The sequence below is a fragment of the Zoogloea sp. genome (genome assembly GCF_017302315.1).
Lineage (GTDB): Bacteria > Pseudomonadota > Gammaproteobacteria > Burkholderiales > Rhodocyclaceae > Zoogloea.
Window position 1 is genome coordinate 13,701 of sequence record NZ_JAFLDT010000004.1, and the last position, 12,202, is coordinate 25,902.

Below are 12,202 nucleotides of genomic sequence, written 5' to 3' on the forward strand. Positions count from 1 at the left end.
CACGCTTCGGCATTCAGGATGAATTCGATCCCACCGCGGCGCCTCAGCGGCGCCGCTGGGCGCCGGGGTGCTTGTGCCATGGCGCCGGGCGGCGGCGTTCGTCCTCGTCCACCTTGGGCTTGGGCATCAGCAGGTTCTTGCCCGGGGCCTTGGCCTGGGCACGCTGGGCCAGTACCGCAGCATCCACCCGGGCGGTGTCCAGGCTGATCGACGGGTGTTCGGCGCGGCCCGGATGGGCGGACAGCTTCTCCCGTACAAAGAACACGCGCTGGGCGGTGTCGCCGCGCTTGGGCAGGGCCGACATGAGCAGTTGCCCCTCGGCGCTCAGGGCCAGGCCGCCGTCCACCTCGCACAGCAGGCCGTGGGCCGACAGGCGCTGGATGCTGTCGATCAGGCGGCCGGTGGAGGGCACCGGCTCCTGCAGCAGGTCGAAGGCGGCGATGACCTCCACCAGCTCGGCCGGGCGGCGCTTGGTGGCCAGCGTGGCGGCCAGCATGAGGAGGGCATCTGCATCGTGAGTCGGGTACATCTCTAAACCTCTTGAAGACCGGCAGGACGTTGATCGTCCGTTCGTGGGACCGGCAGTGTAAGGGTTTCTCCGGCAAATCCCGATTTTTGTAGGGTATTCCGCCGGGCAAAGGGGGCAGATGGGCCTCGCCTGGGGGATAATCCCCGCGCAATCTCCTCTCAGGTGCATTCCGCGCCCGAATTCAGTCCGCTCTCTGCAGGTATCCCATGCGTTCAGAACACTTCATCACCGGCAAGGATGCCTCCCTTGACGTCGCCGCTTACCCCCTGATGCCCGAGGTGCGCGTCGCATGAGGACACCTGCCCGCATCGAACCCCTGGTGGCCGACGGCCTGGTGGATGGCGTGATCCGCCAGCTCATGAGCGGCAAGGAGGCCATGGTCTATGTCGTCCAGTGCGGCGACGAGGTGCGCTGCGCCAAAGTGTACAAGGAGGCCAACAAACGCGGCTTCCACACCGCCGTGGACTACATCGAGGGGCGCAAGGTCAAGAACAGCCGTCAGGCCCGGGCCATGGCCAAGGGTTCCCGCTACGGCCGCCAGGAGCAGGAGGCCGCCTGGCAGCACGCCGAGGTGGACGCCCTGCGCCGTCTGGCCGAGGCCGGGGTGCGGGTGCCCACGCCCTACCAGTTTCACGAGGGTGTGCTGCTGATGGAGCTGGTGGCCGACGCCGATGGCGAGCCGGCACCACGCCTCAATGACGTGGCGCTGGCGCCCGACGAGGCGCGCCGCTTCCATGCCGACCTGATCCGCCAGGTGGTGCGCATGCTGTGCGCGGGTATCGTCCATGGGGATCTGTCGGAGTACAACGTGCTCCTGGACGACAACGGCCCGGTGATCATCGACTTGCCCCAGGCCGTGGATGCCGCCGCCAACCAGAACGCCAGCGCCATGCTGGCACGGGATGTGAACAACCTGGCCACCTACTTCGGCCAGTTTGCTCCAGAGCTGCTCGAAACCCACTACGCGCCGGAGATCTGGGCCCTGTACGAATCGGGCAAGCTGCATCCGGACAGCGTGCTCACCGGCACCTGGACGCCCGATGACACCCCGGCCGATCTGGACGAGGTGATGCAGGTGATCGAGGCGGCAAAGACCGAAGACGCCATCCGTCAGGCCGGACGGGCCGCCGCCGCGGCCGCCGGGGAATGGCAGGCTGAGGAGTAGTCCCCCTCGGTGCCTGCTCAGGGGCTGGGTGAGATCCGGTAGATCAGGTTGTCGGACAGGGAGACGACGTAGAGCGCACCGTCGGGCCCCTGTTCGATGCTCGGGGTGATGCCGAAGCCCTTGCCGATCAGCAGGGTCTCGCTTTCCGTGCCCTCGAACTTCTGCGCACGGAACAGGTTGTCGGCCACCCGGTCGGCCAGGCGCAGGTCGGCGCTCAGATCCAGGTTCAGCCGGTCGGGCGTGAGGCGGAGGCGATACAGGCTGCCCCCGGTGCCACCGACCTGGGCGAAGGATCGGGCCGATCCGATCCACAGGCTGCCGGCGTAGGCGGCGCCCAGGGCCGTGCCATTGACGAAGGCGGTGCCGGAGGGGCCGATCTCATAGCGCCAGCTCAGCTCCGGGTCTTTGTAGACCGCGCCGGGGAGCATCATCAGGCGCGCCTGGGCCAGGGCGGGTGAATAAGCTGCCCGGGTGGGCGGGTAGCGCACCTGCTGCAGGGTCTGGTTGAACTGGGTGGTCTCGATGGTCTTCCAGTCCCGTACACGGCTAATCGGGCCGGCGAACTGGATCCAGCCTCCGTTCATGCCCGGTACCACCCGGTTCACTTCGGAATAGGCGTCGTCCGCGTTTTCCGTCTCCCACAGGTAGCCGGTCTGCGCATCAAAGGCCATGCCGAAGCCGTTGCGGTGGCCGTAGGAATAGATCTTCTGGATGTTCTGGCCCACTTCGCCGCCGAGGCCTGCACCTGCGGCATAGAAGGGGTTGTCCACGGGGGTGGAGCCGTCGTCATTCACGCGCAGGATGACACCGGCCAGGTGGGCATTGTCGGGGGCCGGGCCGCCGAAGGTGTCGTCCACCTGCGGGGCGGTCAGGAAGGGGCCGTTCGCCAGATTCTGCAGCCAGCCGCGCCGGCCCTGATCGCCCATGAACACATACAGCTTGCCATCCGGGCCGAAGCGCATCACCCCGCCATTGTGGTTGCCGGCTTCGTTGGCGTTGTTGGTGCCGGGGTGGCCGGATGTGGCGATGTTGTCGGTTTGGCGGGCACGCAGCCGCATCAGGTTCATGTCGAAGGACAGGGTGCTGCCATCCCAGGTGAAGCGGTCCACCCGGTTGCCGAGCAGTGGGACATCGGCCACCGCGCTCGAATCGACGCCACTCAAGCTTTCGGTCCAGCGTACATAAACATAGGGCTGGGTTGGAAAGTTCGGGTGCAGCACCACACTGAGCAGCCCCCGTTCGGAGGCTGAATTGACGGCAAGATCCAGCACTGGCATCGCCTGGACGACGCCGTTGATCACCCGCTTGATCTGCCCCGAGGACTTCTCGGGCACCAGAAAGTCGTTCCGGCCCAGGAACACGATGCCCATGGGCTGGGTGAGTCCGCTGCTGACCACCGTACTGACCTGCAGGGCTGGATCGAGCAGTTGCACAGGAATGCTGTCGGCCTGGGCGCTGCCTGACCACGTCAGCGTGGCCCCGAAGAGGGCCAGGGCGGTGAGCAGGCCGCTACGGCCGCGACGATACCGGGAGACGGACCGAGTGTGTTTCATCGAGACCTCCACTTGAACGACGGGGCGCGTCGGGCAGTGAGCGCGCCGGGGGAAAGGGCCGGGGAACGCGCCGGAGGCTAGCTGCGCCGGGTGACGGCCAGCGCACCCAGGGCACCGACGAGCAGCAGCACGGATGCGGGTTCCGGCACCGGGTTACCCTGGACCTCAATGCGCACGCTGTCCACGCCCAGCTGGAACACATCGAGGTTGTCGGTCTCTGCAAAGCGCAGGCGCAGGGTTTCGCCGTTGTGGGCGGCGAGCAGGGCGGTGATGTCCTGAGTGACGGTGGTGTAGCCGGAAACGGGCGTATCCCCGACCTGGGTCTGGTAAAGGGTCATCAGGATGTCGCCGGAATCCACGCTGAAGGCATCGGCACCGGCCTTGAGGATGTCGACGCGGGCCTGCTGGTTGATGGCCGTGGTGGCGAAATCCAGGGTGGCAGGGGTGTAGAAATCGTTGGCCCGGTTGCCGATGAAGAGCTCGAAGCTGAGGGTCGCGCCGACCGCGCTGGCCACGAAGTCCTGGTACAGCACGTGGGCCCCGGGGCCGCCCAGTCCGGAATCGCTCATGGCCGCCTGGCTGCCCTCGGGGGGGGCGGCCACGGTGAAGCCGGTGGTCGGGCTGGTGGTGCCGCTCTGCAGGTAGAAGGTGCCTTCGCTGCCGGTCTGGTCCAGGGTGGTCCAGTTGGCGAAGCCCGACTCGAAGCCGCCGTTCATGATGGCTGGTGCAGCATGGGCTGCGGGCAGGGCGCTCAGGCCGAGCAGCACCGACAGCAGGGAAGTGACGAGGCGGGGTCTGATCTGCATGGCGGGGCTCCAGGGCAGGTTTCGTCATGGGGACGAAGGTAACGGATGTAGTGCAGTTGCAAAATTCAAGCCCAAGGCCAAGTTTGTCGTGATGTCAATAAAGTCACCTTTGTTTTCAGTGGCTTGGAAGCGATCGGCCATCAAGGGGGGCATCCAGTTGCGAAATGGATTCCACCATGTGTAAATTTTCCCGACGCGCCCGCAGGGTCAGGCTATCTCCCGGCGGGGCAGCGGGAGGCTGTCACTGCGCCGGGAGCGGCAGGTGATGGTGCCAAGGGGCAGGTCGCCCTGCGCAGCCTGCAGCGCCTTGAAGAGCGCCAGGCCCCGGGGCCAGGCCCCGGGGCCAGGGGCCGTGGCCGGAATCCACGTTTATATGCCCGGCGGCGCCGATGTTCACAAGCTGGCTGCCCCAGCACTGGGCCCAATAGGCCGCCGACGACAGGCGCACCCATGGATCGTTGGTGCTGGCCACCACCAGGCTGGGCGCCCCCAGAGGGCTGCGTGGAATCCAGCGTGCCAGGCTGGGCTGCTCTGGCGCGGTGCGGGCGCCACGCAAGCCCTGGGGCGTGAAACGCTCCGGGTCGGCCGGCGCCACCAGCAGTAGCCCGGCCACTTGCTCCGGTCGGCTGCTTGCCGCCAGAACCGCCGCCAGGCAGCCGAAGCTGTGGGCCACCAGCCATACCGGCCCCGGCGCGTGGTCGATGCCGTCGCGCACGGCCTGGGCCCAGTGGGGCAGCACGGGCTGCTCCCAGTCGATACCCGAGACGCGACGTGTCCCGGGCACCTGCGCTTCGAACCAGCTCTGCCAGTGGGCCGGCCCACTGCCGTGAAAGCCGGGGACGATCAAGGTGGTGTGCTGCATGCTGCGGCCTCCGGGGCGCTGCGGGGGAGGCCTGAGTGTAGGCGCGCAACGCGGCTTACCGAACCAATTAATGTTGCGAAGCTAATTCGTAGGATGGGGCGAAGTGAATCACTTCATATCGTTCTGTCATCAGCCTGGCTAGAGTTATGCCATTTGAGCCGATTGGTATGCCTCCTCATGCGGTGGAGAGCGGCATTGCGATGGCCATTTCTGTTGAAAGGGGGTGCCAGAATGAAGGTGTTGAACAGCAGACGTGCCGCGGAGATTGTCGTCTTGATCGGCGCAGTCCTCATGGCTTCGTGTGGCGGTGGAGGTAGTGGTGGGGGCAGTGGTGAGGCTCCGGCTATCCAACGAGGTTTGTCTGTCGTGACCGGTGATCCGGAGTCCGAGCGAGGACAGATGTTGTCAAAGTCGCAAGACCAGTACTTCACGACAATGACGGTGGCCCCATCGGGTGTGCTGTACCTGGCCTACGACTGTGCAATCAGGCGTGTCGGCCCCGACGGGCTTGTGCAGGACTTTGTGGGTGGCACCTGCGGTTACAGCGATGGCAGCGGGTCGGCGGCCCGTTTCAACAGGATTTACGGGGTGGCGTCGGACGGGGATGGAAACCTGTTCGTGAGCGATACGGGCAATGCGGTCATCAGGAAGGTGAGTCGGTCAGGCGATGTCACCACCGTATCCGGGGCTGCGGGCCAGGCGGCGGTGGTCGACGGCCCGGCCAACTCGGTACGCTGGATGGCGCCCCGCGAGCTTGCGCTAGACCGCGGCGGGAACGTCTTCGTCGTGGACAGCCTAGACGCTCACATAACGAGCGGTCGACAAGTTCGCAAACTGCTGACCTCAGGAGAGGTGCAGAGCGTTGCTGGCGGCTCCCTGGACGAGTATTCCATTCCTGGTCGAATGGCTGTCGACTCGGTGGGGTCGCTCTACCTTACAGTAAAGAAAGGCGGTCTCATGGTGTGCATCGACCAGTGTCGCGGGTTTTTCAACAGCTCTTCAGTGCTTAAGATTGACACCGCTGGCCATGCTTCTACCCTGGCAGGATCAACGACAGTCGGTGCCATCGGTGCAGTGGACGGGCTGGCCAACGGGGCACGGTTCAGGTATGCGCAAGGCATCGACGTGGACGGTGTCGGGAACGTCTACGTGTCGGACGTGTTCAACGAGGCCATCAGGAAGATCGGGCCCGACGGAAGCGTCAGTACTGTGATCGGTGTGCTGCCCGAGAACGTGCCGGATACGAGCGTATCGAGTTTCAGCGCCTACGTCATCGGCGGGACTGTCGCAACCGGGGCATTGCCCGGTCGACTGCGACTGCCCGACGCGCTTGCGATAGGGCCAGACAACTCCTTGTATATCTCAGTGGCTCGATGGAAAAGCTACTATGAAGAGCCATTTTCCGGCGGCAAAGGCTTTGCGGTGCTTCGAGCGGTTTTTTGATAAACAGCGTTGAGCAAGGCACGCAAACATCTGCCCGCAAACAACGGGGGCAGACCGGAATGGCATTCTGCCGCCGTCGCCCAGCCGTCTTCGGCAACCGGGTGCACGGCAACGGCCTTTGACGGCTTTCCCGTGGGCAGCATTGCCCTGATCCGACGTGGCGACTGTACCTTCCCGGTGGAGGCTCGGAACGCCCACCTTGCAGGTGCGAGCGGAGTCGTGATCTACAACAATGTGGCGGGGGAGCTCAGGATCAACCTGCTGGAAGACTTCACCCCGAACATCCCGGTCGTATCGACCTCGCAGGAGGACGGCGAGCGTCTGGCCCGAACGGCCGGGCTCAGGATGCGGCTGGAGGCGCAGACCGTCCGTGGAAACATCCGCACGAGCAATGTGATCGCCGAGTTTGCCGGCTCCAACCCGGGGGGGGTCGTGGTGCTGGGTGGCCATCTTGATTCGGTGAATGCCGGGCCGGGTATCAACGACAACGGGAGCGGCGTGGCGGCGCTGCTTGAAGTCGCAGCGCAGGTGGTCAAGTCGAGGCCTTACGACACCGTCCGTATCGCGCTCTGGGGGGCCGAAGAGCTGGGTGACCTGGGATCGCAGTTCTACGTCGGGGCGCTTTCGCCCGCGCAGAAGGAGGCCCTGGCGCTCTACTTGAACTTTGACATGATCGGGTCGCCCAACGCCGGGTTCTTCGTCTACGACGGCGATGGATCAGGGGGGGGGTGCCGGGCCGTCGGGCTCTGGCGAGATCGAGCGCGTTCTCGAAGACTACTACCGCAGGCACGGGGTTCAGCCGCGTAGCGTGGATTTGAAGCTGTCGACAGACCATCTTTCGTTTGTGTCGGCCGGAATTCCCGTCGGCGGCATCTTCTCAGGCCACGACGGCATCAAATCGGCAGAACAGGCTGCACTCTGGGGCGGAACCAGCGGTGCGGCCTACGACCCTTGCTATCACAAGAGCTGCGATGTTCTCGCCAACGCCGACAACAGCGCGTTCCGCTTCAACGTGCCAGCGGTGCTTGCAGCCTCATGGCACTTCGCCATGAGACCCGATCTGTCCCTGGCGAGCGTGCAGATGGCGGCCGCGCATACCGCAAGCGCTGCCCGCCTGTCTCCTGTGCTTGTCCGCGAAAGGCATGGGCTTGCAGAAGGTACAAGCGTCCAATAGAAGCCCATCCCGGCCGCACGTGTCGCCGCATCGACGGCCAGCGTCCCCGCTTACAACAACCGAAACGCCAGCCCCGCCACCAGCGTCGGGGCAATGGCTGCTGCGAGCAACCCCAGCGGATTCACCGCCTCTTCGCTGAAGCTCCCCTTGAGGATGGACACGCCGGCCGGGTTGGGGGCGTTGGCGATGATGGTGAGGCCGCCGCCTGTCACCGCGCCGGCGACCAGGGCGTACTTGAAGTCGTCGGAGAGGCCTTCGACCAGAGAGCCCAGATAGGTCAGGGCGGCGTTGTCGGTGAAGGCGGTGAGGGCGGTGGCGCCAATGAAGACGGCGTCGCTGCTCATGCTCATCAGCAGGGGTTGCAGCCACCATTGCTGCTGGCCACCCAGCACCACCAGCCCGGCCAGGAAGAAGGCCACCAGCAGGCCTTCCTTGAGAATCAGGCGGTCCTGGTGGCGGGTATAGGCGTGGGCGACGCCGAGGAAGAACAGGAACAGGCCCATGAAGATGGCGGGGTGGTGCGCAAACACCACCACGCCGATCAGGAACACGATGTGCACCAGGGTCAGCACGACGGGCACGCGGGGCGTGGCGTCATTGGTGCTGGCGGGGGCGAGGGCGCCCAGTTCCCGGTGGAACAGCAGGGTTGCCGCCAGGGCGTTGATACCCACCCCGATGGCGGCCTTCCAGCCGAAGTTTGCCAGCATGAAGGCCGTGTTCCAGTCCCACTTGGCGGCCACCATCAGCACCGGTGGCGCAGCGAAGGGCGTCAGGGTGCCACCGATGGAGATGTTGACGAAGAGCACGCCGAGGGTGGCGTACATCAGTCGGGTGGAGAGGCCGCGGGTGAAGAACTGGTCGCGCAGGATCAGGGCGGCCAGGGTCATGGCGGCCGGCTCGGTGATGAAGGAGCCGAGCAGGGGCACGAAGGACAGCACGGTGAAATAGACGGCGACAGAACCGGGCAGGGGAATCGCCCGGGCGAGGAGGCGTACCGCTGCGGAGGCGGCGTGCAGGATGGGCCGCGTGCCGGCGATGACCATGATGGCGAAGACGAACATGGGTTCGGTGAAGTTGCGCGACTCGATGTAGTCGATGGCCGGGGCGGAACCCAGCAGGGCGAACATGGCGATCATCAGCACCATGGCCCAGAAGCCGAACACCACCTCGATCTCGCCCAGCAGGTGCCACAGGCCCGCATGCCGGGGCCCGGCGTGGGCCAGGCGCTCGAAGAACTTGGTGGCGAAGGTGTGCAGGATGGCGATGGCGAAGAGCGCAGCGCCAATGATCTCGATGGGGGTCGCAGTCACGCGGGGCTCCTGGGTGATGGGTGGGGCAGGGAAGTCTTACTCCTGACTCGCCCGTGAAGGGCAAGTTCCAGGCCGGGCGGCTGGATCAGGGCTTCTGCAGCAGGAACTTCTCGACGAACTCCCGGCGTTGCTGGCGCTGGGTCTCGGTCCCCTGACCACGCATCAGGGATTCACTGATCATGTAGCTGTAAAGCACGAAGGCACGCATGCCCGCCTCCTGGAAGTTGAAGCCCAGGGCCACGAAGCACTGGGACACATAGGAGAGGCGTTTGGCGTCCACTTCATCCACGACCTGGCGGGCCATGTCGTCACGACGCGCCCAGGCCCGGATTGCCAGTTCGATGGAGGCCGAGTTGAAGGCGGCCGTGCCGCGGAAGGGAAGGGAGGCGAGCTCCCGCACAAGGGCTTCCGGGTCGGCGCCACTGCGTTCGAAGCGATTGATGATCTGTTCGGTGGCGGCGTCACGCCAGGACTTGAGCAGTTGCTTCAGCAGGTCATCCCGATCCTGGAAGTGCCAGTAGAAACTGCCGCGGGTGACCTTCAACCCCTTGGCCAGCACGTCGACGCGCACGGCGTCGATGCTCTTGTCCACCAGCACTTCAGTGGCGGCCTTGATCCAGTCGGCGGGGGTGAGCTGCACCTTTCCGGGCGTTGTTGAGGGGGAAGCGGGAGGGGCAGGAGAGTCGGTTACTGACATGGGGAAAGGGGGGACAGCGGATGGCGGATTGTATCAGCTTCCTTGTGCATTTCCGGCCTGGCGCAGGGTCGGCCGGCGTTGTCCGGGGGGGGCTGCAGGGGTGATTTTTTGATGTTTATATCAATACAAATGTGTACGGAAGTAATTTGGCTCAAGTTTATCTATGGATGAGTAAGCATTGTTTATGTACGTAAGTTATTGAAAAACAGCCTATAAACTATAAATCTGGTGCTTCCGACTTTTGATCTGGATCAAAAGTGCTTGCCATCTGGGAAAATATCCTTACCATACACATACACATGTGTATTGAACGCGGAGACAAAATGGACAAGCACCCCGGCATTGGCAAGAACCTTCTTGCCGCAGAGCACCAGACCAATTACCTGGAAGAGGGCAGCGGCAAGCCTCTCTTTCTGCTCCATGGTTCCGGCCCCGGCGTCTCCGCCTGGACCAACTGGGGCAAGGTCATGCCCGACCTGGCGCCCCACTTCCGGGTCATTGCTCCGGACATCGCGGGCTTTGGCTTCACCGAATTCAAGGCCGACAGCAAGTACGACATCAAGCTGTGGGTTCGCCATCTCACCGGGATCATGGATGCCCTGGGGATCGACAAGGCCTCCTTCGTCGGCAACTCCTTTGGTGGTGCGCTTTCCATCGGCCTGGCCCTGTTTGCCCCCCAGCGGGTGGACAAGCTGGTGCTTCTCGGCACCCCGGCCGGCGAGTTCGTGCAGACCCCGGGCCTGCGTTCGGCCTGGGAGTACGAGCCGTCCATGGAGAACATGGAAAAGACCATGCGTCTCTTCCCGTTCAACCAGGACATCATCACCGAGGAAATGATCCGTACCCGCTACGAGGCCAGCGCCCGTCCCGGCGCCCAGGATGCCCTGCGCAAGCTGATCCCCAAGCCCAACAGCGACGGCCCCACCCTCGTCAAGGGCTTCCCCGAAGCCTCCGTTGCCAAGATCGAAGCGCCCACCCTGGTCCTGCACGGCCGTGAGGACGGCGTGGTCCCGCCCGAGTGCGGCTTCCTGCTGGCCCGGGCGATTCCCAAGACCGAGCTGCACCTGTTCGGTCAGTGCGGCCACTGGGTGCAGACCGAGCATCGCACCCGCTTCCTGCAACTGGTGCGCGACTTCTGCGCCTGACCCGGAGCTGCCCATGAGCCGCAATGTGCTGGAAAAGCTGATGCACCAGTTGTGCGTTGATCGCGCCGTCAAGCAGCGCTTCAAGGAAGACCCGGAAGGCCTGCTGGCCCGCTATGCCCTCAGTGACGAGGAGCGGGCCATGGTCACCGGCTTTGATGTGGCTGCGATGCAGAAGCACGGGGTCAACGCCATGCTGACCCTCGGCTTCTGGACCGAGAACGCCCCCAATCGTCACCCCGCGGCCTACATGAAGGCCCTGCGCGGTGTTGCCTCCGAAGGCCAGGTGTTCTCGGCCGGCCTCAAGCAATAAGAACTCAGGAGTTTCCCGTGGGAAAAATCGTAGGCGGCTTTCTTGTGCCGCATGACCCGGTGATGTTCGTTGCGCCCGAAGCGCCGGCAGAAGACATTCGCAAGCGCATGTGGGGCGCGTACGACTCCTGTGCCGAGCGTCTGGCCGGGCTCAATGCCACCAGCGCGGTGATCATCGGTGCCGACCACTATTTCAACTTCGGCACCGGCTGCCTGCCCCAGTACCTGATCGGTACCGGTGATGTGGATGGCCCCCTGGACGTGCTGCCCGGCCTCAAGCGCCAGATCATTCCTGCCAGTGAAAAGCTGGCCGGGTTCATCGCCGATCACGGCCACGCCAACGGCTTCGACTGGGCGGTGGCGCGGGCTTTCACGGTGGATCACGCGGTGGCCATCCCTGATCGCCTGATCATCGATCCGGTGCGGGCCCGGGGCCAGTCCATCGGCACCATCCCGGTGTATATCGCGGCCGGTGTTGACCCCTTCATCAAGATGAAGCGGGCCATCGAGCTGGGCGGTGCCATCAAGGCGGCGGTGGAGGCCATGCCCGACGACGAGCGCGTCGTGGTGATCGGCAGCGGCGGCATCAGCCACTGGGTCGGTACCCCGGAGATGGGCAAGGTCAATGAGGCCTTCGACCGGGAAATCATGGATTACGCCTGCACCGGCAACCTGGCCGGGATTGGCGGCCTGTCCGACGAATACATCCTCGAGAACGGCGGCAACGGTGGCATGGAGATCCGCCAGTGGGCGGTCGCCATGGGGGCCATGCCCGGAGCCCGCGGCGAAGTGATCGACTACGCCCCGGTCCCCGAGTGGGTCACCGGTCTGGGCTTCGTGCAACTGTTTGCCTGAGAGTCGCCCATGTCCCAACCGATTTTGCTACTCAAACGTGCCGATCTCGAGCCCGGCAAGGTGCGCAAGTGCGAGGTGGGGGGTGTGGCGCTCGCCGTCTACAACCTCAATGGCACCTTCTACGCCACCCAGGATGGGTGCACCCACGCCACTGCGTCCCTTTCCGAAGGCGACATCGTGGATGACGACTGCATCGCCTGTCCGGTGCACGACGGCACCTTCCATATCCCCACCGGCCAGCCCATGAGCTTTCCCTGCGAGCACCCCATCCGGACCTTCAAGGTCATTGATGAAGGTGAGGACGTGCTGGTGGATCTGGACCAGGAATCCGACGAAGCGGCCGACGCCGTCTAA

The 12,202-nt window shown here is 64.7% G+C and carries 14 protein-coding genes; 8 read left to right on the top strand and 6 right to left on the bottom strand.

Features of this window, described 5'->3' with window-relative positions; all coding sequences use genetic code 11:
• Window positions 1–43 precede the first annotated feature (43 nt).
• On the bottom strand, window positions 44–529 hold the full coding sequence (locus tag J0L98_RS02270; protein ID WP_296409795.1) for a hypothetical protein: 486 nt from the start codon (window positions 527–529) through the stop codon (window positions 44–46).
• Window positions 530–818: 289 nt separating this feature from the next.
• On the opposite strand from J0L98_RS02270, the gene J0L98_RS02275 reads away from it, so the two are divergent.
• Window positions 819–1,694, top strand: coding sequence for a PA4780 family RIO1-like protein kinase (locus J0L98_RS02275; RefSeq protein WP_296409797.1), 876 nt, complete (start codon window positions 819–821; stop codon window positions 1,692–1,694).
• 17 nt (window positions 1,695–1,711) lie between these two features.
• On the opposite strand, the gene J0L98_RS02280 is transcribed toward J0L98_RS02275, so the two are convergent.
• From J0L98_RS02280 to J0L98_RS02290, 3 genes are all read right to left on the bottom strand, one after another.
• Window positions 1,712–3,247, bottom strand: a complete 1,536-nt coding sequence (locus J0L98_RS02280; protein ID WP_296409798.1) for a PQQ-dependent sugar dehydrogenase — start codon at window positions 3,245–3,247, stop codon at window positions 1,712–1,714.
• A gap of 77 nt (window positions 3,248–3,324) precedes the next feature.
• Window positions 3,325–4,053 (bottom strand): PEP-CTERM sorting domain-containing protein, encoded by a 729-nt coding sequence (locus J0L98_RS02285; RefSeq protein WP_296409799.1) that lies wholly within the window; start codon window positions 4,051–4,053, stop codon window positions 3,325–3,327.
• Between the two features lie 241 nt (window positions 4,054–4,294).
• On the bottom strand, window positions 4,295–4,915 hold the full coding sequence (locus tag J0L98_RS02290) for an alpha/beta hydrolase (RefSeq protein WP_296409801.1): 621 nt from the start codon (window positions 4,913–4,915) through the stop codon (window positions 4,295–4,297).
• A 231-nt stretch (window positions 4,916–5,146) separates the two neighbouring features.
• Between J0L98_RS02290 and J0L98_RS02295 the strand changes: the two genes are divergently transcribed.
• From J0L98_RS02295 to J0L98_RS02305, 3 genes are read left to right on the top strand one after another with little or no spacing between them, the layout of a single operon-like run.
• On the top strand, window positions 5,147–6,358 hold the full coding sequence (locus J0L98_RS02295; protein ID WP_296409802.1) for a hypothetical protein: 1,212 nt from the start codon (window positions 5,147–5,149) through the stop codon (window positions 6,356–6,358).
• Between the two features lie 9 nt (window positions 6,359–6,367).
• Window positions 6,368–7,165: a M28 family peptidase gene (locus J0L98_RS02300; protein WP_296409803.1), complete on the top strand. Its 798-nt coding sequence runs from the start codon at window positions 6,368–6,370 to the stop codon at window positions 7,163–7,165.
• Window positions 7,071–7,532, top strand: coding sequence for a M28 family peptidase (locus J0L98_RS02305; protein ID WP_296409804.1), 462 nt, complete (start codon window positions 7,071–7,073; stop codon window positions 7,530–7,532). Before J0L98_RS02300 ends, J0L98_RS02305 begins: the two co-directional genes overlap by 95 nt.
• A gap of 50 nt (window positions 7,533–7,582) precedes the next feature.
• Here J0L98_RS02305 and J0L98_RS02310 read toward each other — a convergent pair whose 3' ends face one another.
• Both J0L98_RS02310 and J0L98_RS02315 read right to left on the bottom strand, forming a co-directional pair.
• Window positions 7,583–8,842 (bottom strand): putative Na+/H+ antiporter, encoded by a 1,260-nt coding sequence (locus tag J0L98_RS02310; RefSeq protein WP_296409805.1) that lies wholly within the window; start codon window positions 8,840–8,842, stop codon window positions 7,583–7,585.
• 85 nt (window positions 8,843–8,927) lie between these two features.
• A complete protein-coding gene (locus J0L98_RS02315) occupies window positions 8,928–9,539 on the bottom strand; it encodes a TetR/AcrR family transcriptional regulator (protein WP_296409806.1) in 612 nt (203 codons plus the stop codon).
• A 323-nt stretch (window positions 9,540–9,862) separates the two neighbouring features.
• Here J0L98_RS02315 and J0L98_RS02320 point away from each other — a divergent pair, with 323 nt between their 5' ends.
• From J0L98_RS02320 to J0L98_RS02335, 4 genes are read left to right on the top strand one after another with little or no spacing between them, the layout of a single operon-like run.
• On the top strand, window positions 9,863–10,684 hold the full coding sequence (locus tag J0L98_RS02320) for an alpha/beta hydrolase (RefSeq protein WP_296409807.1): 822 nt from the start codon (window positions 9,863–9,865) through the stop codon (window positions 10,682–10,684).
• A 13-nt stretch (window positions 10,685–10,697) separates the two neighbouring features.
• The gene (locus tag J0L98_RS02325) at window positions 10,698–10,994 is read left to right on the top strand and encodes a hypothetical protein (protein ID WP_296409809.1); all 297 of its coding nucleotides are present in this window, start codon (window positions 10,698–10,700) and stop codon (window positions 10,992–10,994) included.
• 17 nt (window positions 10,995–11,011) lie between these two features.
• A complete protein-coding gene (locus J0L98_RS02330; RefSeq protein WP_296409814.1) occupies window positions 11,012–11,848 on the top strand; it encodes a protocatechuate 3,4-dioxygenase in 837 nt (278 codons plus the stop codon).
• Between the two features lie 9 nt (window positions 11,849–11,857).
• Window positions 11,858–12,202 (top strand): non-heme iron oxygenase ferredoxin subunit, encoded by a 345-nt coding sequence (locus J0L98_RS02335; RefSeq protein ID WP_296402667.1) that lies wholly within the window; start codon window positions 11,858–11,860, stop codon window positions 12,200–12,202.

Excerpts from the sequence above, each read along its gene's own strand:
- J0L98_RS02315 (WP_296409806.1), bottom strand. The coding sequence starts at position 9,539 with ATGTCAGTAACCGACTCTCCTGCCCCTCCCGCTTCCCCCTCAACAACG.
- J0L98_RS02295 (WP_296409802.1), top strand. The coding sequence starts at position 5,147 with ATGAAGGTGTTGAACAGCAGACGTGCCGCGGAGATTGTCGTCTTGATC.
- J0L98_RS02320 (WP_296409807.1), top strand. The coding sequence starts at position 9,863 with ATGGACAAGCACCCCGGCATTGGCAAGAACCTTCTTGCCGCAGAGCAC.
- J0L98_RS02270 (WP_296409795.1), bottom strand. The coding sequence starts at position 529 with ATGTACCCGACTCACGATGCAGATGCCCTCCTCATGCTGGCCGCCACG.
- J0L98_RS02275 (WP_296409797.1), top strand. The coding sequence starts at position 819 with ATGAGGACACCTGCCCGCATCGAACCCCTGGTGGCCGACGGCCTGGTG.
- J0L98_RS02325 (WP_296409809.1), top strand. The coding sequence starts at position 10,698 with ATGAGCCGCAATGTGCTGGAAAAGCTGATGCACCAGTTGTGCGTTGAT.
- J0L98_RS02280 (WP_296409798.1), bottom strand. The coding sequence starts at position 3,247 with ATGAAACACACTCGGTCCGTCTCCCGGTATCGTCGCGGCCGTAGCGGC.
- J0L98_RS02305 (WP_296409804.1), top strand. The coding sequence starts at position 7,071 with ATGGATCAGGGGGGGGGTGCCGGGCCGTCGGGCTCTGGCGAGATCGAG.
- J0L98_RS02285 (WP_296409799.1), bottom strand. The coding sequence starts at position 4,053 with ATGCAGATCAGACCCCGCCTCGTCACTTCCCTGCTGTCGGTGCTGCTC.
- J0L98_RS02290 (WP_296409801.1), bottom strand. The coding sequence starts at position 4,915 with ATGCAGCACACCACCTTGATCGTCCCCGGCTTTCACGGCAGTGGGCCG.
- J0L98_RS02335 (WP_296402667.1), top strand. The coding sequence starts at position 11,858 with ATGTCCCAACCGATTTTGCTACTCAAACGTGCCGATCTCGAGCCCGGC.